We start from the raw sequence: 20,439 nt of genomic DNA on the forward strand, positions 1-20,439 counted from the left end.
CCTCGGCCGCCTTTGTTTTTCAGGGAGAACCCATGACCACCGCCATCCTCAGCGCCTTGCCCGAAGAGCAAAGCTCGCTGGTTGATCACCTCTTGCACCCTCAGCGGGTGATGCACGCAGGCCGGGCTTTCTGGCTGGGTGATCTGCAGGGCCGTCCGGTGGTGTTGGCGCTGTCGGGTATCGGCAAGGTGGCCGCGGCCACCACGGCCACGGCACTCATTGAGCGGTTCGGCGTGGCGCGCATCGTCTTCACCGGGGTTGCGGGCGGTGTGGGCGATGGCGTGAATGTGGGCGATGTGGTGGTGGCGCAGGACTACCTCCAACACGACATGGACGCCTCTCCCCTGTTCCCCCGCTGGGAAGTGCCGGGCTACGCACGCAGCCGCCTGGTCTGTGATGCGGCATTGTCTGCTACGCTTTTGGAAGCTGCTCACGCTTGTGTATCAAGCGCTAGAGGCCAATTTGGCTTGGAGTATGTGCCGCAGAGTACATCGGAAGATGCCCTGCACCGCGCGCACCACGGCCTGGTTGCCAGCGGGGACCGCTTTGTTTCTGCCGCCGATGAAGCCCACCGTCTGCGCACCACGTTGCACGACGCTGGCCACAATGTGCTGGCCGTAGAAATGGAAGGCGCCGCCGTCGCCCAGGTGTGTCACGACTACGGCATCCCCTTCGCCGCTGTGCGCACCATCTCCGACCGCGCCGACGACACCGCGCACGTGGACTTCCCCCTCTTCGTGCAGACCGTGGCCAGCCGCTATGCCGAGCACATGGTGCTTGCCCTCATGCAGAAACTATGAAATTAATAGCTACTAGCGCTTGATGGATAAGCGCTAGAGGTCAATTTGACTCATATTTTGCGTTGAGATAAACGACGAACCGATCACCAGCTTCGCTTCGGTTTCGACAGGTTCAGCCCGAACGGGCAGGGCGTGGATTCAAAGAATCAGCAAGAGCTTCAGGGGCGACAAAGTTCGCCCCCGCGCCGTGAAACCGGCGCGCCCCAAATACCAGCGCCACCGCGGAACCGGCTCTGCCGGGCCGCTGGAGGCGTCCCCCCTCGGGGGGGAAGGCGCGCAGCGCCACAGGGGGGCTATTTCAACCAGCCGCGCTTGCGGAAATACCACATGGGCCCGAGCGCACTGGCCACCATCAGCGCAAGCGCATAGGGATAGCCCAGCGACCAGTCCAGCTCGGGCATGAACTTGAAGTTCATGCCGTACACGCTGGCGATCAGCGTGGGCGGCAGCAGCGCCACGCTGGCCACCGAGAAGATCTTGATGATCTTGTTCTGGTTGATGTTGATGAAACCGACCGTGGCGTCCATCAAGAAGTTGATCTTGTCGAACAGGAACGCCGTGTGGTTGTCCAGCGACTCGATGTCGCGCAGGATCTGGCGGGCTTCCTCGAACTGCTCGGAGTTGAGCATCTTGCTGCGCATCATGAAGCTCACCGCGCGGCGGGTGTCCATCACGTTGCGGCGGATGCGGCCGTTCAAGTCTTCCTGGCGGGCAATGGCGCCCAGCACCTCGCCAGCAAGGGCGTCGGTCACGTCGCCGGCCAGCACTTGCTTGCTGACTTTCTCCAGCTCGTCGTAGATGTTTTCGAGCGTGTCGGCCGAATACTCGGCGTCGGCATCGAACAGCTTGAGCAGAACTTCCTTGGCGTCCTCGATGAGGCCCGGCGCGCGGCGTGCGCGCATGCGCAGCAGGCGGAACACCGGCACGTCTTCGTCGTGGATGGAAAACAGCACGCCCCGGCTCTTGAGGTTGGCGTTGTGCTGGTTCAGGATGAAGGCCACGCGCACCGAGCGGGGGTCTTCGTCGTCGTCAATCAAGAAGTCGCTGCGGATGTGCAGCTCGCCGTTGTCTTCTTCGTAGAAGCGGGCGGATTCCTCGATGTCCTCGTCCATCGCATCCTCGGGGATGGACAGGCCGTAGTGCTGCTTGATCCAGCGTTTTTCTTCGAGCGTGGGGGCTTCCAGGTCCACCCAGATCGGCTGGAACTTGGTCAGCTCTTCCAGCGATTCAATTTCTTCCTGGAACAGCCGGCCATTGGCGAGCGTGAAGATGTTGAGCATGGGCTCACTCCCTTGTTGTATGGCATCTGCGGTGTGGGGGATCGGGTGCTTTCAACCCCACAGCGGCAGGCCGGGGAGCTGAAAGCTACCAACTCGGGTAGGTTTCCAAGGAGCTTTCTCCGTAAAAAAATGGACAGGCGGCGGATTATGGCACTGCGGCTGCAGTGGAGTCGTTGCAAATGCCCGCGCCCTCAGCGGTCAGCCGGGCGAAGCCTGGCGCACGATGGCCAGCGCCCGGCACAGGTCGGCCCAGGCGGCGGCCTTGACGTCTTGCGAGCGCAAGAGAAACGCGGGGTCGTAGGTCACCACGGCTGGGCATTCCGCCAGCTGGTGCGGGCCCGCGCGCAGGCGGCCCAGCGGCTCGGTGCGCCCCAGCGCCGCCCGCGCCGCCACATGGCCCAGCACCAGGACCAGGGCGGGTTGTAACTCAGCCACGGCGTCGGCCAGCGCGGCGGGGATGTTGCTGTCGCCACCGGTCTCTGCGCCGGCTGCAGTGCGCTCCAGCGCCGCAAGGAAAACACGGGGGTGCTTGTGCAGCTGCATGGCGCGCAGCATGTTGTCCAGCAGCCGGCCTGCGTCGCCACCCAGCGGCTCGCCCGGCGTCAGGCTCTCGGTCACGATCAACCAGCCTCCACCCAGCCCGGCCGGGGTCTGCGATGGGTCGGCGCTGGGGTAAAGCACCTGGGGCGCATGCAGCCGCAAGCTGGGGATGGCCGGTGCTGCGCCTGCGTTCTCTACCGCAGGTGCCGGTGCGGGTGCTCGCGGGGCCGCTGGCTGGGGCGCTCGCGCAGCAGGAGGGCTGGCCACTGCGGGTGCCGGGGCGGTGGGGGGCGCCATGCGGGCGGCAGGGGCGGGCGCCGCTACGGCGACGGCGGGGGCCCCGGCTGTGGTGCGGGCTACGGGTGCCTCCGGCTGCACCCACACGGTGACGCCCATTTCTTGCAGCATGGCGCGCTGCCGCGCATCGAGGTGAAGGCTCATGGAAAAAAGGGCCGGTTGAAGGTGTTGCTCACAGTGCCAGGCTCATGACCACGGCATCTTCGCGCTGGCCTAGGTCCGCGGGGTAGTAGCGCTTGCGTTCGCCCACGCGTCGGAACCCGTGTGTCTGGTAGATGTGCTGGGCGCGCAGGTTGCTCACGCGCACCTCCAGCCACAGCCACTGGGCGCCGCGCCCGCGTGACCACAGGGCCAGCGCGTCCAGCAGCACCCGCGCCCAGCCCTGGCGCTGGAACTCGGGGGTGACGGTGATGTTGAGCAGGTGCACCTCGTCCACCCCCATCATGGCCACGAAGTAGCCGAGCAGGTGTTCGTCCGCCATCAGCACCTGTGCCTGGTAGCCCGAGGCCATGGCATCGGTGAAATTGCCGCGTGTCCATGGGTGCGAATAGGCGCGCTGTTCCACCGCCAGCACGGCATCCAGCCGCGCGAGCGTGAGGGCTTCAAAGCGCGCCTCGGGCGCGCCGGCAGACGGGGTGGGCAGGGCGCTCATGGGGTCTGGCAGAAAGGATTCACAGAGGAGCGGGCACCGCCTGGGCGGCGCGCAGCGCAGCCCGCTCGGCGGTGGTTTGTGCCACTTTATCGCGGATGTAGCGCGGCAGCGCATCGCTGGCCGGCACACCTTCGCCCGCTGCCAGCAAGGCCGGTGCCAGGCGCAGCAGCGCCGTGGCTGTGGGCAGCGCGGCCACGTGGGCGGCCATGGGCGCCAGCCGGTCGCCATAGGGCGTGCGCGCATTGCCCGCCACCGTCCACCCTGCGGGGGCAAGCACGGATTCCGGTGCGCCGAGGCCAAAGTCGGCCTCGGTGTGCCAGCGGCCCTCGGCAGCGACCCATTCGCAGCGCGCGTGGTAGACCTCGTCCATGCGCGCGTCCAGCACCGCCACCACCTGCGTGCAGCCGTGCGCGTGGCGCGCTTCCTCGGCCACGGCCAGCAGGGTGTCCACGGGCAGCACCGGCACACCCTGGCCCCCGCGCGCGCCAAACGCCAGCCCCTGGGCCACGGCGCAGGCGGTGCGCAGGCCGGTGAAGGAGCCTGGGCCCCGGCCAAACACAATGGCCTCCAGCGTGTCGAACGACAGGCCGGCCTGCGCCATCAGGTTGCGCACCGTCGGGATCAGGGTGGCCGACGCTTGTGCGCCCCCGGGGCCCGTGTGCTGCCACACGGCATCCCCGTGCTGGACGGCAATGGAAAGGGTGTCGGTGCTGGTGTCGAAAGCAAGCAGATTCATGGGGCCAGTGGGGTTGCGCGGCAAAGGAGGTCAGGGGACGGTAGGGCCAGGCACGGGCGTGGGCGGGGTGACCGCAGGCGCCTGGCTCCTGCGCAGCACGCCCAGCAGGATACCGGCAGTCACCAGCAGCAGGCCGGCGACGAGGTTCCAGTACATCGGCTCGTCCAGAAAAATCACCGCGCCGATGGCCGAGAGGCCGGGCACCAGGGCCGTGATCATGGTGGAGCGCACAGGGCCATAGTGCTGGATCATGCGGGTGAAGCCAATGCCCGAGATCACCACCGACCCGCCACCTTGGAACGCCATGTGAAAGACGATCTCGCTCCACGGCGCAATGGCCAGATGGCTGGTGACGGTTCCCAGCGCAATCAGCAGGGCATAGCTGGGAACATAGACCAGGCAGGCAAACGCGGTGATGGCGATGGTGGCCTGCACGGCGTCCACGGCGTGGCGCCGGGCCAGCACGCTGTAGGTGGCCCAGCAGGAGGCGGCCAGCATGAACAGCACGTCGCCCTTCCACACATCACCGCCCGAAAACGCTGCCAGCAGGCTGCGCCCGCCCACCAGCAGGTCGCCTGCCACGATCAGCGCCAGGCCCGCCGCGCGCAGCGGGGTGATGTGGTCGCGCAGCAGCACGGCGGCGAGCAGCGCCGTCCACAGCGGCAGGCTGCCCGGCATGAGCACCGCCGCATGGGTGGCGGGCGCGTGGAAGAACCCCGCATAGGCCAGCATGGCGTAGAGCAGACCGCCAAAGCTGCCCAGCAGCACCGTGGTGCGCAGCGGCAGGGGCGAGATACCTGCCAGGCTGGAGGGCGGGGCCGCAGAGCCCAGTGCTGTGGTGCGCTGCCGCACCATCCACCAGCCCCAGGGCAGCAGGACCAGGCTGGCGCCCACGATGCGCAGCAGCGCAATGTCGAACGGGGTGAGCGTGCGCTGGGCCGAGGCGCGGGCAATGACGATGAAACCCGTCCAGATGGTGACCGTCACGACTGCTGCCAGCAGGCCGATGGCACGAGGAGAAAAACGCATCGGGGGATTATCGGTGGGTGGGGGCGGCGGCGCTTGCAGCGGGTCTGGGGGCCGGCGCGGCCCAGGTGGGTTTCCTGCCGGGCGATAGACTCGCTCCATGCTTTTGCTTCCTGTTTTTTGGCGCCGCGCTGCGCTGCGTGGCGCCCTGGGTGTTGTTGTGGCCTGGTTGGCTCTGGTGGGGGCTGTTGACACGGCCCAGGCCCAGGCGGCGGCGCCCGCCACCCCGCTGCCGCCCGAGATCGAAGCCGCCCTGGCCCGCGCCAGGTTACCGCGCGAGGCCCTGTCGGTGATGGTGGTGGATGCCCAGGGCGGCAAGACTTCGCCTGCGCGCCTGGCGCACCGTGCGCAGTTGCCGGTGAACCCGGCATCGGTGATGAAGCTGGTGACTACTTACGCCGCGCTGGAGCAACTGGGCCCCGCCTATGTGTGGAACACCCCGGTCTATCTGCAGGGCACGGTGCAGGACGGCAGCCTGCGGGGCAACGTCTACATCCAGGGCCAGGGAGACCCCAAGCTGGTCATGGAGCGCCTGTGGCTGCTGATGCGCCGCCTGCAGGGCCAGGGCATCCAGGTCATCGTGGGCGACATCGTGCTCGACCGCACCGCCTTTGAGGTGCCCGACCACGATCCAGCGCGATTTGATGGCGAGCCCCTGCGCCCCTACAACGCCGCGCCCGACGCGCTGCTGCTCAACTACAAATCGTCGGTGATGACCTTTGTGCCGGATGCCGCCGCAGGCCTGGCGCGCATTCAGTACGACCCACCCCTGGCGGGCGTGGCGCGCCAGGCCACCGTAGCGCTGGGCGCGCCGGGCACCGAGTGTGGCGACTGGCGTGGTGCCTTGCGGGCGGAGCTGGCCGACCCGGCCAAGGTGGGCTTTCAGGGCGTGTACCCCGCGTCCTGCGGGGAGCGGGTGTGGCCCGTGGCCGCCGCCGACCCGCGCGGCTTTGCGGCGAAGGCCGTGGAGGGCATGTGGCGCGAACTGGGCGGCAAGCTCACGGGCAGCGTGCGCGATGGCAAGGTGCCGCCTGGCCTAAAGCCTGCCTTCACCGTCACATCGCCCGCGCTGTCCGAGGTGGTGCGTGACGTGAACAAGTACAGCAACAACGTCATGGCGCAGCAGGTGTTCCTGACGCTGGCATTGCAGAAAAACGGCGTGGCCACCTTCGACGGCGCCCGCGAGGCACTGCGCCAGTGGTGGGGATCGCGCATGGGGGACGCAGAGCTGCCGTTGGCAGACAACGGCGCGGGGCTCAGCCGCGATGCGCGCATCACCGCCCAGGCACTGGCGCGCATGCTGCAGGTGGCCTGGGTATCGCCCGTGATGCCGGAGCTGGTGGCGTCGCTGCCCATCTCTGGGGTGGACGGCACGCTGCGCCGCAGCCAGAGCCGTGCGGGCACGGCCCACCTCAAGACGGGCAGCCTCCGCGATGTGATGGCCTTGGCCGGTTACGTGCACGCGGCCAGCGGGCGGCGGTATGTGCTGGTGGCCGTGGTCAACCATGCCAATGCCGGCGCTGCACGGCCCGTGCTCGACAGCCTGATCGACTGGACCGCGCGCGACCAGTGAATAATGCGCACTCGCGCAGCCATCCGCCGCGCAGTCACCCGCCTCCCTTCATGTCCACCACCGAGCTGATCGGCTACGTTGCCGCCTTCCTGACCACCTGCAGCTTCGTTCCGCAGGCCCTGCACACCTTCCGCACCCGCGATGTCCGGGGCATCTCTCTGGGCATGTACAGCGTGTTCACGGCGGGGGTGGCGCTGTGGCTGGTGTATGGCGTCGTCCTGGCGGCGTGGCCCATCGTGGTGGCCAACGCCATCACGCTCGCACTGGCGGGGACGATCCTGGGGATGAAGCTGGTCTACGGGGCGCGCGGCCATCGTTGAGCGGCCGCTGCTGGCGGGCTGCTGTCACCTAGGCGTCTGCCCGCTGGTTCGGTCCGCGTTATCCCCTATGGATGGTGCAGTGCAGGTGCGCGCACGATGCGTCGTTGTTTCTTGACCTGAGGTATCCATCCATGAAGTATTTCCGCCTTACCTGTGTTGCCGCTGCTGCGGTGCTGCTTGTCGCCTGCGGTGGCTCTGACGATCCAGACCGTGGCTCGCTGATCGACCCCCCTGCCGTGATGACCACGCTGACGGCCGCACAGATCGACGCAGGCACCTCCAGCAGCGGCCTGCAGGCCATCACGGGCAAGGCGAAGTGTGATGTCAAGGTGGTGGCGCTCAACTACGCCACCGTCGGCGCCAAGGCCGGAGAGAACACCAACGCCTCGGGCGTGATGCTGGTGCCCGCTGGCAGCTGCAGCACGGCCGCACCGCTGATTGCCTACGCCAAGGGCACCGATGTGCAAAAGCCCCGCACCCTGGCCAACCCGCAGGACAGCGAAACCTTCCTGCTCGCCGCCATGTACGCCGCCCAGGGTTATGCGGTGGTGGCCACCGACTACCTGGGCTTTGCCAAGTCGGGCTACAGCTACCACCCCTACCTGCATGCCGATTCGGAAGCCACCACGGTCATCGACTCGGTGCGTGCCGCACGCAACGCAGCTGGCACCGTGGGGGCCAATCTGTCGGGCAAGGTCATGTTCACGGGCTACTCGCAGGGCGGGCACTCGTCGATGGCCGCGCACCGCGCTGCGGAACGCGACTACGGCAGCGAATTCAATGTGGTTGCTGGTGCCCACCTGGCGGGCCCGTACAACCTGTCGGGCTCGCTGCGCATTCCGGATGCGATTGCCGGGGTGCAGTTCTTCGTGCCGTATCTGGTGACGGCCTGGCAGAAGGTCTATGGCGACGTTTACACGGACGTCAAGCAGGTCTTCAAGGCACCGTACTCGGGCTACATCGAAAACCTGCTGCCCAACCCCACGATGACCTACACCACGCTGCTCACCTCGGGCACCCTGCCCGCAGGCACGCCCAACCAGGCGCGCGACGCGCTGTTCCAGTCCGCCTTCATCACGGGCTCGCAGACCAGCACCACCCACCCGCTGTACCTGGCGGCCAAGAAGAACGACCTGCTGGGCTGGAGCCCCAAGGCCCGCGTGCTGCTGTGCGGCGGCGCGGGTGACCCCACAGTGCCGCCAGCCATTCACCAGCGCGTGATGAAGGCCGACTTCGACAGCCGGGGCCTGACCAACGTGACCTCGGTCGACGTCGATGCCGCCATCCAGGCCACCTTTGGCCCGGGTGGCCAGGCCCCCACCGACCCCGCATCGGCCGCGTTTGCCACCTACTACGGCGCCTACCACGGCACCTACGAACCCCCGTTCTGCCACGCCCAGGCGCGCGCTGTGTTCGACATGGTCAAGTAAGCCAGCTGGCTTGCCACGGCAAGCCGCACAGCAAAAAGCCGACCCAAGGGTCGGCTTTTTTTGTGGGCCGCTGCCCCAGCACAGCAGCAGGCTCCGCGGCGGCTGGGGCGAGTCAGCAGCCCCTTACCAGCGGGCGCGCAGGCGGTCGTAGGCGTAGGTGCCGAACTGGCGTTGCGCCGAGGGCGTGAGGTACACCGGGTCGGCAAACACGTAGGAGGTCTGGCTGGCGCCCGGCAGCAGCGTGGAGGCGGTGCACAGGGCAGAGTTGACCTGTCCTGCGCCGATGCCGATGCCGTTGGTGGCATCCACCGAGGTGCACACGGCCGTGGTGGCGTTGTTGAAACCGTAGTTGGCGGGCACGCCGGTGTACAGGTTCACGTAATAGGCCAGGTCCACATACAGCGCGTTGGCACCCAGGTCCACGATGCCCACGAGCAGGCCGTCGTTGAAGCGGCTGCTCGCATCGGCCAACAGGGCTTCACGGCCAATGGTCTTGGCCCAGGGGGTCTTGCTCAGGTCGTAGGTTCCCGTAACGACCACATATTTGGCGCCTGCGGCGACCAGGCGTCGCACCTGCGCGGCCATGTCTTCACCCGCCTGGCGGGCTGCGGCCACCATGGCGGCCTCGGTCTGGGTGCCGGCCTGCACGGCGGCCATGCCGGCAATCACGTCGCTGATGCCGCCGCTCAGAAACACCACGTCACTGGCGCCAAAGCTGCCACTGGCCAAAAAGGTGTCGATCTGCTCGGTGATGGTGGGGGTGCTGGCGTTGCCTGCCGCGTCGGGCTTGATCTTCACGCGGGCATTGCCTACGGCATAGCTCTTGCCACCCGCAGAGGCGGCCGCAAGGGGCTTGCCGTAGTTGGCAGCCACCTGCAGGGTCCAGTTGTTCACGCTGCCGTCGTTGACGGTATAGCGCGTTCCTTTTTGCCCCACATCGCTGTTGGCATCGCCAAACGCGATGAAGCGCTCGGGCGCGATGGCCGATTCGGTGGTGCTGGAACCGCAGGCCGCGAGCAACGCGGCCGACGCACATGCGGCGACCAGTACGGTGCGGCGCATCCAATTTGCTGCCATGTATTTCTCCAGAAAAGTGGGGGGTAGTTTAGCGGTGCAACGTCAACGCATGTAAAGCCGCCTGGCGCGGCCGGAATCACGCTGCAGACGCACGCTGCAGTCGGTCGCGCACGCCTTCCCACTCGGGGGTGGTGGGTGGGGTCTCGATCCAGATCAGTTTCACGCCATCGTCGTCAAAGCCGCGCAGCACCGCGAACAGTTGCTGGGCCGTGGCGGTGGCGTCGTTGGGCATGCGGCGCATGACGAGCTTGGACGATTGGGTGCGCAGCGCTGCGCGGGCATACACCGCAATGTGGGCGGCGTCGGCGCCCAGCAGGTCCAGGCCGGTCTGCAGTGCCTTGGCGTCCATCAGCCGCACCTTGGCGGCGGGCGCGTAGTGCGCTTCGAGCGTGCCCGAGGCGCGGGGCGTGAGCGCGGGCATGTCGTCTTTGGACAGCGGCGCAATGCCGCAGGCCGCCCGGATCTGCTCGCGCGTGATGGCGCCGGGACGCAGCAGCACGGGCACGCCGCGCGTGCAGTCCACGATGGTGCTTTCGATGCCCACTTCGCACGGGCCGCCGTCGAGCACCAGCAGCTCGGCGCCCAGCTCGTCCTGCACGTGCCGGGCGGTGGTGGGGCTCACGCGGCCAAAGCGGTTGGCGCTGGGGGCGGCCACGCCCCACACGGGCGGGCCGCCCTGGGCGTCGCTGTCGCCGGGTGCGGCGCAGGCCAGCAGCAGGGCATGGGCCACGGGGTGGGCGGGGCAGCGCAGTCCCACGCTGTCCTGCCCGCCCGTGGCGGCGCTGGCCACGCCGGGCAGGCGCGGCAGGATGAGCGTGAGCGGGCCGGGCCAGAAGGCATCGACAAGCTTCTGCGCAAAGCCCGGCACCTCGCTGGCGAAGTGCGCAATGCCCTCGGCATTGGCCACATGCACGATCAGGGGGTGGTCGCTGGGGCGCCCCTTGGCCGCAAAGATCTGCGCCACGGCGGCATCGCTGCTGGCGTCGGCCGCCAGGCCGTACACCGTCTCAGTGGGCAGGCCGAGCAGCGCGCCGCTGCGCACGGCCCGCGCTGCGGCGGCGATGGATGCGGGCTGGGTGCCGTCAAGAATCATGGTCAGAACGGTGCGATGCCCAGCAGGGCCGCCGCCTGCAGGGCAGTGGCACGTGCTGCTTCGGGGGTGGCTGCGGTGATGTTGAGATGCCCCATCTTGCGGCCGCGTTTGGCGTCGCGCTTGCCATACAGGTGCAGGTGCGTGCCGGGCAGGGCCAGCACCTCGGCCCAGGGGGGCGTCTGCGCGGCGTCGCCGTGCGCAAACCACAGGTCGCCCAGCAGGTTGAGCATCACGGCGGGGCTGTGCTGGCGTGGCTGCGTGAGCGGCAGGCGGGCCATGGTGCGTACCTGCAGCTCGAACTGCGACACATCGCAGGCGTTCTGGCTGTAGTGGCCGCTGTTGTGTGGGCGCGGGGCGATCTCGTTCACCACCAGGCTGCCGTCCTGCAGCACAAAGAACTCCACGCAGAGCACGCCGACGTATTGCAAACCATTTGCTATCGACACTGCAGCTGCTACCGCTTGCTGGGCAAGCGCTGGAGGCAGATTTTGTTCAAAAACCTCCGTCACCGCCAGAATCCCGGCGCGGTGCAGGTTGCGCTGCACGGGCAGGTGCACGGTGGCACCGTCGGCGCCGCGCGCCACGATCACCGAGCATTCCAGCGCCAGCGGCAGCATCTTCTCCAGCACGCAGGGCACCTTGCCGACAGAGTCCCAGGCAGCGGCCAGCTCGGCGGGCGTCTTCACGCGCACCTGGCCCTTGCCGTCGTAGCCCATGCGGGCCGTCTTCAGGATGCCTGGTAACAGATCAGAAGAAACTGCTGCCAGTTGCTCCGCCGTTTCGATCACCGCATACGGCGCACAGGGCACGCCGCAGGCCACAAAGTGGGCCTTTTCGCGGGCCCTGTCCTGCGCCACCGACACAGCGCTGGCGGCAGGCGACACGGGGCGTTGCGCAGCCAGTGCAGCCAGCGCGGCAGCGGGTACGTTTTCGAACTCGGTGGTCACAGCATCCGACAGGCGGGCCAGCTCGGCCAGGCCCTGCGGGTCTTCATAGCCGGTCTGGATGTGGTGGTGGCTCACCAGCCCGGCCGGGCTGGTGGGGTCGGCGTCGAGCACGGCCGTGAAGTAGCCCATGGCCTGCGCCTGGTGCACAAACATGCGGCCCAGCTGGCCGCCGCCCAGCACGCCCAGTGTGCTACCGGGCAGAAGGGGTTGATGGGTGGATTTTTTCATCGCCGGGCCGCCCCAAGATGAAAAAGCGGCCCCCTCGGGGAGCAGCGACCCGCGCAGCGGTGGAGCGTGGGGGTCGTGTTCATGCGGGCGGCAGGGTCATGTTGCGGGCCACTTCCGTCTGCTCGGCACGGAATGCTTCCAGGCGCTGGCGCAGTTCGGGGCTTTCGTTGGCCAGCAGGGCCACGGCGAACAGGGCCGCATTGGCAGCGCCCGCCGTGCCGATGGCGAACGTGGCCACGGGGATGCCCTTGGGCATCTGCACGATGCTGTGCAGCGAATCCACACCCTGCAGGTGGCGGCTGGCCACGGGCACGCCCAGCACGGGCACGGTGGTCTTGGCGGCAATCATGCCGGGCAGGTGGGCGGCGCCACCGGCGCCCGCGATGATGGCTTTGAGGCCCCGGCCGGCTGCGGCCTCGGCGTAGGCAAACATGTCGTCGGGCATGCGGTGGGCCGAGACCACGCGGGCCTCGTGCGCGATGCCGAACTGTTCAAGAATCTGCACTGCATGCTGCATGGTGTCCCAGTCGCTGCTGGAACCCATGACCACGCCGATCTGGATGGGTTTCATGGTGTGGAGGGCGCTGGCGGGCAGGTTGCGCCTGCTCTGCCGCTGTAGGTGGAACCCGCGATTTTACTTTTTGCGCCTCCCTTCCCGGCATGGGGCTGTTTCGATGGGCCAAAATAGCGCGCAAACCGCTCCACAGGCCCCTGGCCTCCACGCCGCCATGATTGACGTCACCGTAGAAAATTTTGAAGCCGAGGTGGTTGCTGCCTCGATGAACGTGCCCGTGCTGGTGGACTTCTGGGCGCCCTGGTGTGGCCCCTGCAAGTCGCTGGGGCCTGTGCTGGAAAAGCTGGAGACCGACTACGCGGGCCGCTTCAAGCTGGTCAAGATCGATTCGGACCAGGAGCAGCAGCTGGCGGGCATGTTCGGCATCCGCAGCATTCCCACCTGCGTGCTGCTCATGAATGGCCAGCCTGTGGATGGCTTCATGGGCGCCCTGCCCGAAGGCCAGGTGCGCGCCTTCCTGGACAAGCACATCCCCACCGCCGAAGAACTGGTGGCGGAAATCGAGGAAGAAGAAGCCCAGGACGCCCTGGCCGAAGGCGACACCAGTACCGCGCTGGAGAAGCTGCAGCACGCCGTGGTGACCGATCCTTCCAATGACGACGCGCGCTTCGACTACGTCAAGCTGCTGCTGCAGTTGCGTCGCGAAGACGACGCCAAGGTCGCCTTTGCCCCCGTCATCGCCAAGGCCGCAGCCTCGCGCAAGCTGGGTGCGTTGAAAGCCTGGATGGATGCTATTGATTTTGTAGCTTCTAACGCTTATGGGGAAAGCGCTGGTGCCGATTTTGATGCAAAAATCGCCGCCAACAAGCGCGACTTTGACACCCGCTACGCCCGCGCCCGCTGGCTCATGGCCGACCAGCGCTGGACGGACGCCATGGACGAACTGCTCGAAATCCTCATGCGCGACAAGGCCTGGGGCGAAGAGGCCGCCCGCAAGACCTATGTGGCCATCCTTGAAATCATCGAGCCGCCCAAGGTGAAGGTGGCCGACGGCCAGATCCCACCCGACGACCCGGTGGTGGCGACCTACCGGCGCCGCTTGTCGAGCGTGGTGCTCAGTTGAGCTGAGCGGGGTTCACCCCACCAAAAAGAAAAGGCCCGGGAAGGGCCTTTTCTTTTTGGTTGGGGGCGGACGGAGGCGTCAGGCCGTCAGCCGCTCCAGCGCTTCGCGGTACTTGGCGGCGGTCTTTTCAATCACTTCGCGCGGCAGGCGGGGGGCGGGCGCGGTCTTGTCCCAGGGCTTGCCGTTCACCTGGGCTTGCTCCAGCCAGTCGCGCACAAATTGTTTGTCGTAGCTCGGTGGGTTCTGGCCAGCGGCCAGGGCGGCCTCGTAGCCTTCCACGGGCCAGTAGCGCGAGCTGTCGGGCGTGAGCACTTCGTCCATCAGCACCAGCGTGCCATCGGGCGCCAGGCCAAACTCGAACTTGGTGTCGGCAATGATCATGCCTTTGGCGAGCGCGATGTCGGCAGCAGCCTTGTAGATCGCAATGCTCAGGTCGCGGATGCGGGTGGCGAGCTGAAGGCCAATCATCTCCACCGTGCGCTCGAACGTGATGTTTTCATCGTGCTCGCCCGCAGCGGCCTTGGCGGCTGGGGTGTAGATGGGCTCGGGCAGCTTGGCGGCATTGGTCAGCCCTTCTGGCAGGGGTACCCCGCACACCGCGCGTGATTCCTGGTATTCCTTCCAGCCGCTGCCGGCCAGGTAGCCGCGCACCACGGCTTCGACTGGAATGGGCTGCAGCCGCTGCACCAGCATGGACCGGCCACGGATCTGCGGGGCTTCTTCCGGAGACACCACACTTTCCGGCGCGTCGCCCGTCAGGTGGTTGGGGCAGATATCCCCGAGCTTGTCGAACCAGAACAGCGCCATCTGCGTGAGCAACTCGCCCTTGCCCGGGATGGGCTCGCCCATGATCACGTCAAAGGCCGACAGGCGGTCGCTGGCCACCATCAGGATGCGGTCGTCGCCCACGGCGTAGTTGTCGCGCACCTTGCCGCGTGCCAGCAGGGGCAGCGATGTCAGGGCGGAGGTGTGCAGGGCGTTGGAGCTGGGCTGGGTCATGGTGTCGGTGTGGGCGATCGATGTGCGCTGCAGGCAGGCCGCAAAACGGGGAGTGAAGCGCGGGAGCTGGTGAAGTCTTCAAGTGCGTGCGCGCAACCTTTGGATTTTACGCGCGGGTCTGACGCGTGTCTGCGGCAAGGGCTCGGTGGGGGCTTGGCAGGGGCATGTACCGGCGTGCATGAGGGCGCTAGTGCGGACCTGCGCGCTCGGTGAGCTTGCGGCACACTGTGTGGCCCTGAATCTGACAGCGCCACCTTTGGCCGCGCCCCCTGTGCCCTCCACCTCTGCGCTCACTCCCCGCCGCGAACTTTGGCTGCTGCTCACCCTGGCGGGCATTCAGTTCACCCACATCCTTGACTTCATGATCATGATGCCGCTGGGGCCCCGGTTCACGCAGCTGTTTTCCATCAGCGACGCGCAGTTCGGGCTGCTGGTGTCGGCCTACACGCTGTCGGCTGGGGTTTCGGGGTTGCTGGCCTCCACCTACATCGACCGGTTCGGGCGCAAGCGGCTGCTGCTGGTCCTCTACGTCCTGTTTGGGCTGGCCACACTGGCCTGTGGCGTGGCGCCCACCTACGGCACGCTCATGGTGGCGCGCGTTTTGGCGGGGGCATTCGGGGGTGTCTTGTCGGCCCTGTCGCAAACCATCGTGGCTGACGTGATCCCGTTCGAGCGGCGCGGCCGTGCGATGGGCATCGTGATGACCTCGTTCTCGGTATCGACCGTGGCCGGTGTTCCGCTGGGGCTGATCCTTGCCGAGGTGGGCGGCTGGAACATGCCGTTCATTGCGATTGCCGCGATGGTGGGGCTGCTGGCCGTGCTGGCGGCGCGCACCATGCCGGCGATGACGGCCCATGTGCAGGCGGCCAGCGGACGAACGGCGCTGGGCGGCATCGGACAAGTGCTTGTCGACCCGAACCATCGCTGGGCGTTCCTGTTCTCCGCGTTGCTCATGTTTACAGGTTTTACGGTGATTCCCTACATCACCATCTACATGCAGACCAATGCTGGTGTGCGGGCCGACCAGATTCCGGTGGCCTACCTGTGTGGAGGTGTCGCGACCCTGTTCACCGCGCGCCTGTTTGGCCGGTTGACGGACCTGCGCGGCAAGGTGCGAACCTTTCGCTGGCTGGCCCTGGCTGCGGCGCCCTGCCTGTTGGGCATCACGCTGGTGCAGGGGCTGCCGCTGTGGGGCATTCTGGCGGTGTCCACCCTCATGTTTGCCTTTGTGAGCGGCCGGATGATTCCGGGCATGGCCATCGTGGCCTCTGCGGCGCAGGCACCGCTGCGCGGTACCTTCATGACCTTGAACGCATCGGTGCAGTCTGCGGCCATGGGGGCGGCGTCTTTGGTGGGCGGGATGCTGATCAGCCGCGACGCGCAGGGACTGGTGCAGAACTACTGGATGGCGGCGCTGGTGGGTATTGCCGCGAGCCTGCTGTCGATGGTGGTGGCAGGGCGGTTGACGCTGCATGGTGCAGCGCCTTCGGCACGCTGAGCAACTGCCGACTGGCGGGGCGTGTGCTCCCCGGCAACTCAGCCATTGTGCGCGCTTTTTGGGGGCTTGGCACCTTGGCGGGCATAACCCAGCGGGTCGGGGCGGAATGGGATTGCTTTTCAGGAAGGGCGGGGGCATAGTGACTTCACGTCAACGGGATGCATCCAAGTTCGCCGGGCCGCTCCTCTGATCCAGGGCGGCGCTTCTTCCACAGAGAGTGTTACAGGAGACTTATTTATGAACCTGACGATCAGCGGTCACCACCTCGAAGTTACCCCAGCCTTGCGCAACTACGTCACCACCAAGCTGGACCGGATCACCCGCCATTTTGACCAAGTTGTCGACGTCAAGGTACTGCTGACGGTAGAGAAGCAAAAGGAGAAGGAAAAGCGGCAGCGAGCGGAATGCAATATCCATGTGAAGGGCAACGACCTGTTTGCCGAAAGCTCCCACGCCGACCTGTATGCTGCCGTGGACGAACTGGTCGACAAGATGGACCGTCAGGTGGTGCGCCACAAGGATCGCCTGCAGGACCACCACCACGAAGCCGCCAAGCGCGAACTGCACGCTTGATGCGCCAGCCTTGAGCCTGGCACAGCAGCCGCCCTTTTCGGGCGGTTTTTTTGTTGCCCACAGCGCCGCGCTCAGGGTTTTCGCCAATATGTGCATAATTGTTACCCTTGACCATGAACCGACTCGCCTCCATCCTGCCCTCCGCTCAAGTGCTTGTGAGCGTTGACGCTACCAGCAAGAAGCGTGCTTTTGAAGAAGCGGGTCTGCTGTTCGAGAGCCAGCACGGTCTCTCGCGCGCGTTGATCACCGACAGCCTCTTTGCGCGTGAACGCCTGGGCTCCACCGGTCTGGGCCATGGCGTGGCCATTCCCCACGGGCGCATCAAGGGCCTCAAGGCACCGATGGCTGCCGTGTTCCAGCTGCTGAACCCCATCGGGTTCGATGCGCCAGACGAATTGCCTGTGGGCCTGCTGATTTTTCTGCTGGTGCCTGAAGCCGCCACACAGAAGCACCTCGAAATCCTCTCCGAGATTGCCGAACTGCTCAGCGATTCGGCCCTGCGTGAAAGGCTCAAGGCCTGCACCGATGCTGCCGAACTGCACGGCATGATTGCCGGCTGGCAGTCCACGCAAACGGCCTGAGCCTGTCTGGCGCTGCGCACTTTCGCTGATTCGCCGTGAAGCCCAACGTTGTCAGCGCCGATGTTCTGTTTGAGGAATTTCGCGGCCCCCTGAAGTGGGAGTGGGTGGCCGGGCTGGGCGCTTCCGAGCGGCGCTTTGACGAAGTGGCCGTGCGGTCCGCGCGCTCGGGGGCCGATCTGGTCGGCTACCTCAATTACATCCATCCCTACCGCGTCCAGATCCTGGGCGAGCGCGAGATTGCCTATCTGAGCAGCGCGTCTCCCGACGATTGCAAGCGTCGCATTGCCCGCATCGTGACGCTGGAGCCGCCCGTGCTGGTGCTGGCCGACGACCAGACCGCCCCCGATGCACTGGTGTCGATGTGCGAGCGCGCGCAGATCCCGATGTTCTCCACGCACGAGTCCTCGGCGTTTGTGATCGACGTGCTGCGTGCCTACCTGTCCAAGCACTTTGCCGACCGCACCACCATGCACGGCGTGTTCATGGACATTCTCGGCCTGGGGGTGCTGATCACCGGCGAATCTGGCCTGGGGAAAAGCGAGCTGGGCCTGGAGCTGATTTCGCGCGGCAACGGCCTGGTGGCCGACGACGCGGTGGACCTGTACCGCATCAACCAGACCACCATCGAGGGCAAGTGCCCCGATCTGCTGCAGAACCTGCTGGAAGTGCGCGGCATCGGTCTGCTCGATATCCGAGCCATCTTTGGCGAGACGGCCGTGCGCCGCAAGATGCGCCTCAAACTCATCGTGCACCTGGTGCGCAAGGAGACCCTGGAGCGCGACTACGAGCGCCTGCCCTACGAGCCACTCACGCAAGACGTGCTGGGCGTGCCAGTGCTCAAGGTGGTGATCCAGGTGGTGGCCGGCCGCAACATCGCCGTGCTGGTCGAAGCCGCCGTGCGCAACACCATCCTGCAACTGCGCGGCATTGATACCTACCAGGAATTTGTGGAGCGCCATCGCCGCGCCATGGAGCGTGACACCGGCGGTTGAGTTCGCCAAGTCGGGTTGCCAGGAGCCCAGCCCCAAAACAAGCTGGGGCGCACTGTTGGCACCACCACCGCCCGATGCCAGCGCCCCCGTGCAAGGGCCGCCCCGCCGCACCGGGGGCGTCCCCCTCAGGGGGAAGGCGCGCAGCGCCTCAGGGGGAGCTCACTTCTTTGCGCAAGCTGCGCACTGGCCATACAGGGCCATGGTGTGGTCCTGCACCAGCCAGCCCTTGGCCTTGGCCACGGCCTGCTGGCGTTTTTCAATCTCGGGGTCGTAGAACTCCTCCACCTTGCCGCACGACGTGCAGATGAAGTGGTCGTGGTGCTGCCCTTCGTTGAGTTCGTACACCGCCTTGCCGCTCTCGAAATTGCTGCGGATCAGGATGCTGGCCTGCTCGAACTGCGTGAGCACGCGGTAGACCGTGGCCAGGCCAATGTCCGAACGCTCTTCCAGCAGCACGCGGAACACATCTTCGGCCGTCATATGGCGTTGCTCGCCTTTCTGGAAGATCTCCAAAATCTTCAGGCGGGGCAGCGTGGCCTTGAGTCCCGTGCTTTTGAGTTCGTCGATGTTGGTCATGGCATGGTCTTTCGGGATGCGGGCCTCGGCCTCAAGGTCAGAAGGCCTGCCGCTACAATGGGGCGATCATATCCTCAGCCCTTTTACCCATGCCCGTCAAAGCCCGTTTCAGCGCCCGCCTGGGCCTGGTCCTTTTGGTCGGTGCCAGCGTGGCCGCCCTGGCCGGTTGCAGTAGCCTGGATGGTGCCAGTACCCGCATTGCCAGCATTGTCACTCCCTACAAAATCGATGTGGTGCAGGGCAATTTTGTGTCGCGCGAGCAGGTCGAGGCGCTCCAGCCCGGCATGAGCCGCCAGCAGGTGCGTGAAATCCTCGGTACGCCGCTGGTCACCAGCCTGTTCCATGCAGACCGCTGGGAATACGTGTTCACGCTCAAGCGCCCCGGTGAAGAAGCCCAGACCCGCAAGCTGACCGTGTATTTCAAGGGCGACGGGCTGGACCGCTCCGAAGGCGACCCCATGCCCACAGAGACCGAGTTCGTGGCCACACTGGGCTCGCGTGGCTCCAAAAGCAAGGTGCCCGTGCTGGAGGCCACACCGGAGCAACTGGCCCGCTACCCTGCGTCGCAACGGCCATCTGCCTCCCCGACAGCGCCCCCGCTGGAGCCTGCTTCTGTCAGCTACCCGCCGCTGGAAGCGCCAGCACGCTGATTTTCGCGATCTGGCCGGTGGGGCAACGGGTAGATCGATGCCCGCCTCACTTCAAAGCCAACGACAACGTACAGGACACTCATGACAGGGACCCCTTCGCCTGCCCCCGCATCCACGCCCTCGCGCCCCCTCCGTGTTGCCGTTGCCGGTGCATCCGGTCGCATGGGCCGCATGCTGATCGAGGCCCTTCGCGCCAGTGATGACTGTGTGCTGGCAGGCGCGCTGGACGTGCCGTCCAGCCCCGGCATCGGTTCGGATGCCACCGCGTTTCTGGGCCATGCCAGCGGTGTTGCCATCACGGCCGACATTGCTGCGGGCCTGAAACACGCCGACGTTCTGATTGATTTCACACGCCCTGAGGGCACCCTGGCCCACCTGGCCGTGTGCTGCGAACTCGGGGTAAAAGCCGTGGTGGGTACCACGGGCTTCACCGATGCGCAGAAGGCCGAGATTGCCGTCTTTGCCCAGCGTACCGCCATCGTCATGGCGCCCAACATGAGCGTGGGCGTGAACGTCACCCTCAAGCTGCTGCAGATGGCGGCCAAGGCCATGGCCACGGGCTACGATATCGAGATCATCGAAGCCCACCATCGCCACAAGGTGGATGCGCCCTCGGGCACCGCGCTCAAGATGGGCGAGGTGATTGCCGACGCCATGGGGCGCGACCTCAAGGAATGTGGCGTGTACGCCCGCGAAGGTGTGACCGGCGAGCGCGATCCGTCGAGCATCGGTTTTGCCACCATCCGGGGTGGTGACATCGTGGGCGATCACACCGTGCTGTTCGCGGGCATCGGCGAGCGCATCGAGATCACGCACAAGTCTTCCAGCCGCTCCACCTACGCACAGGGCAGCCTGCGGGCGGTGCGGTTCCTCGCTGGGCACAAGACGGGCATGTTCGACATGTTCGACGTGCTCGGTCTGCAATGAGAAACCC

22 protein-coding genes are annotated in these 20,439 nt (G+C 66.4%); 11 read left to right on the top strand and 11 right to left on the bottom strand.

What is annotated here, in order from left to right; all coding sequences use genetic code 11:
* The first annotated feature begins 32 nt into the window (after nucleotides 1-32).
* Nucleotides 33-800, top strand: coding sequence for a 5'-methylthioadenosine/adenosylhomocysteine nucleosidase (locus C8C93_RS21795; protein ID WP_121421488.1), 768 nt, complete (start codon nucleotides 33-35; stop codon nucleotides 798-800).
* A gap of 293 nt (nucleotides 801-1,093) precedes the next feature.
* Here C8C93_RS21795 and corA read toward each other — a convergent pair whose 3' ends face one another.
* The 5 genes from corA to C8C93_RS21820 all read right to left on the bottom strand — a co-directional run bounded on the left by corA (nucleotide 1,094) and on the right by C8C93_RS21820 (nucleotide 5,334).
* The gene (gene corA, locus C8C93_RS21800) at nucleotides 1,094-2,080 is read right to left on the bottom strand and encodes a magnesium/cobalt transporter CorA (protein ID WP_055398450.1); all 987 of its coding nucleotides are present in this window, start codon (nucleotides 2,078-2,080) and stop codon (nucleotides 1,094-1,096) included.
* Between the two features lie 198 nt (nucleotides 2,081-2,278).
* Complete coding sequence (locus tag C8C93_RS21805; protein WP_199727061.1) at nucleotides 2,279-3,061, bottom strand: uracil-DNA glycosylase family protein; 783 nt, start codon at nucleotides 3,059-3,061, stop codon at nucleotides 2,279-2,281.
* Nucleotides 3,062-3,089: 28 nt separating this feature from the next.
* Nucleotides 3,090-3,569 (bottom strand): ribosomal protein S18-alanine N-acetyltransferase, encoded by a 480-nt coding sequence (rimI, locus tag C8C93_RS21810; protein WP_121421487.1) that lies wholly within the window; start codon nucleotides 3,567-3,569, stop codon nucleotides 3,090-3,092.
* A gap of 19 nt (nucleotides 3,570-3,588) precedes the next feature.
* Nucleotides 3,589-4,305: a tRNA (adenosine(37)-N6)-threonylcarbamoyltransferase complex dimerization subunit type 1 TsaB gene (gene tsaB / locus C8C93_RS21815; RefSeq protein ID WP_121508280.1), complete on the bottom strand. Its 717-nt coding sequence runs from the start codon at nucleotides 4,303-4,305 to the stop codon at nucleotides 3,589-3,591.
* Between the two features lie 30 nt (nucleotides 4,306-4,335).
* On the bottom strand, nucleotides 4,336-5,334 hold the full coding sequence (locus C8C93_RS21820) for a DMT family transporter (protein WP_121421485.1): 999 nt from the start codon (nucleotides 5,332-5,334) through the stop codon (nucleotides 4,336-4,338).
* Between the two features lie 97 nt (nucleotides 5,335-5,431).
* Here C8C93_RS21820 and dacB point away from each other — a divergent pair, with 97 nt between their 5' ends.
* The 3 genes from dacB to C8C93_RS21835 all read left to right on the top strand — a co-directional run bounded on the left by dacB (nucleotide 5,432) and on the right by C8C93_RS21835 (nucleotide 8,654).
* Nucleotides 5,432-6,904 carry a D-alanyl-D-alanine carboxypeptidase/D-alanyl-D-alanine-endopeptidase gene (gene dacB / locus C8C93_RS21825; protein WP_121508281.1) on the top strand — a complete coding sequence of 491 codons (1,473 nt, stop codon included), beginning with the start codon at nucleotides 5,432-5,434 and terminating at the stop codon, nucleotides 6,902-6,904.
* A 50-nt stretch (nucleotides 6,905-6,954) separates the two neighbouring features.
* The gene (locus C8C93_RS21830; RefSeq protein WP_055395455.1) at nucleotides 6,955-7,224 is read left to right on the top strand and encodes a SemiSWEET transporter; all 270 of its coding nucleotides are present in this window, start codon (nucleotides 6,955-6,957) and stop codon (nucleotides 7,222-7,224) included.
* A 131-nt stretch (nucleotides 7,225-7,355) separates the two neighbouring features.
* Nucleotides 7,356-8,654, top strand: coding sequence for a lipase family protein (locus C8C93_RS21835; protein WP_121421483.1), 1,299 nt, complete (start codon nucleotides 7,356-7,358; stop codon nucleotides 8,652-8,654).
* A 123-nt stretch (nucleotides 8,655-8,777) separates the two neighbouring features.
* Here the strand turns inward: C8C93_RS21835 and C8C93_RS21840 are convergent, their stop codons facing one another.
* The 4 genes from C8C93_RS21840 to purE form a co-directional block, all read right to left on the bottom strand.
* On the bottom strand, nucleotides 8,778-9,731 hold the full coding sequence (locus C8C93_RS21840; RefSeq protein WP_055395451.1) for an SGNH/GDSL hydrolase family protein: 954 nt from the start codon (nucleotides 9,729-9,731) through the stop codon (nucleotides 8,778-8,780).
* A 76-nt stretch (nucleotides 9,732-9,807) separates the two neighbouring features.
* On the bottom strand, nucleotides 9,808-10,824 hold the full coding sequence (locus C8C93_RS21845) for an L-threonylcarbamoyladenylate synthase (RefSeq protein ID WP_121508282.1): 1,017 nt from the start codon (nucleotides 10,822-10,824) through the stop codon (nucleotides 9,808-9,810).
* A 2-nt stretch (nucleotides 10,825-10,826) separates the two neighbouring features.
* A complete protein-coding gene (locus C8C93_RS21850) occupies nucleotides 10,827-11,999 on the bottom strand; it encodes a 5-(carboxyamino)imidazole ribonucleotide synthase (RefSeq protein ID WP_121508283.1) in 1,173 nt (390 codons plus the stop codon).
* A gap of 79 nt (nucleotides 12,000-12,078) precedes the next feature.
* A complete protein-coding gene (gene purE / locus C8C93_RS21855) occupies nucleotides 12,079-12,570 on the bottom strand; it encodes a 5-(carboxyamino)imidazole ribonucleotide mutase (protein ID WP_121421480.1) in 492 nt (163 codons plus the stop codon).
* A gap of 157 nt (nucleotides 12,571-12,727) precedes the next feature.
* Between purE and trxA the strand changes: the two genes are divergently transcribed.
* Complete coding sequence (gene trxA / locus C8C93_RS21860) at nucleotides 12,728-13,636, top strand: thioredoxin (RefSeq protein WP_121508284.1); 909 nt, start codon at nucleotides 12,728-12,730, stop codon at nucleotides 13,634-13,636.
* 78 nt (nucleotides 13,637-13,714) lie between these two features.
* Here the strand turns inward: trxA and C8C93_RS21865 are convergent, their stop codons facing one another.
* Nucleotides 13,715-14,635 (bottom strand): phosphoribosylaminoimidazolesuccinocarboxamide synthase, encoded by a 921-nt coding sequence (locus C8C93_RS21865; RefSeq protein ID WP_121508285.1) that lies wholly within the window; start codon nucleotides 14,633-14,635, stop codon nucleotides 13,715-13,717.
* A 271-nt stretch (nucleotides 14,636-14,906) separates the two neighbouring features.
* Here C8C93_RS21865 and C8C93_RS21870 point away from each other — a divergent pair, with 271 nt between their 5' ends.
* The 4 genes from C8C93_RS21870 to hprK all read left to right on the top strand — a co-directional run bounded on the left by C8C93_RS21870 (nucleotide 14,907) and on the right by hprK (nucleotide 18,279).
* The gene (locus C8C93_RS21870) at nucleotides 14,907-16,133 is read left to right on the top strand and encodes an MFS transporter (RefSeq protein WP_121422916.1); all 1,227 of its coding nucleotides are present in this window, start codon (nucleotides 14,907-14,909) and stop codon (nucleotides 16,131-16,133) included.
* A 237-nt stretch (nucleotides 16,134-16,370) separates the two neighbouring features.
* Nucleotides 16,371-16,706, top strand: a complete 336-nt coding sequence (hpf, locus tag C8C93_RS21875; protein ID WP_010464246.1) for a ribosome hibernation-promoting factor, HPF/YfiA family — start codon at nucleotides 16,371-16,373, stop codon at nucleotides 16,704-16,706.
* A 113-nt stretch (nucleotides 16,707-16,819) separates the two neighbouring features.
* Nucleotides 16,820-17,287 (top strand): PTS sugar transporter subunit IIA, encoded by a 468-nt coding sequence (locus C8C93_RS21880; RefSeq protein WP_055395439.1) that lies wholly within the window; start codon nucleotides 16,820-16,822, stop codon nucleotides 17,285-17,287.
* 35 nt (nucleotides 17,288-17,322) lie between these two features.
* Entirely contained in the window at nucleotides 17,323-18,279 is a 957-nt protein-coding gene (gene hprK, locus C8C93_RS21885; protein WP_055395437.1) for an HPr(Ser) kinase/phosphatase, read from the top strand.
* Nucleotides 18,280-18,438: 159 nt separating this feature from the next.
* On the opposite strand, the gene fur is transcribed toward hprK, so the two are convergent.
* Nucleotides 18,439-18,855 (bottom strand): ferric iron uptake transcriptional regulator, encoded by a 417-nt coding sequence (fur, locus tag C8C93_RS21890; RefSeq protein WP_121421478.1) that lies wholly within the window; start codon nucleotides 18,853-18,855, stop codon nucleotides 18,439-18,441.
* An 89-nt stretch (nucleotides 18,856-18,944) separates the two neighbouring features.
* Here fur and C8C93_RS21895 point away from each other — a divergent pair, with 89 nt between their 5' ends.
* Together C8C93_RS21895 and dapB are read left to right on the top strand one after the other, a co-directional pair.
* Nucleotides 18,945-19,505, top strand: a complete 561-nt coding sequence (locus C8C93_RS21895) for an outer membrane protein assembly factor BamE (protein WP_121508286.1) — start codon at nucleotides 18,945-18,947, stop codon at nucleotides 19,503-19,505.
* Between the two features lie 81 nt (nucleotides 19,506-19,586).
* A complete protein-coding gene (dapB, locus tag C8C93_RS21900; RefSeq protein ID WP_121508287.1) occupies nucleotides 19,587-20,432 on the top strand; it encodes a 4-hydroxy-tetrahydrodipicolinate reductase in 846 nt (281 codons plus the stop codon).
* The last annotated feature ends 7 nt before the right edge of the window (nucleotides 20,433-20,439 follow it).

It is taken from the genome of Acidovorax sp. 93 (assembly GCF_003633835.1).
In the GTDB taxonomy this organism is placed as follows: Bacteria; Pseudomonadota; Gammaproteobacteria; order Burkholderiales; family Burkholderiaceae_C; genus Acidovorax; species Acidovorax facilis.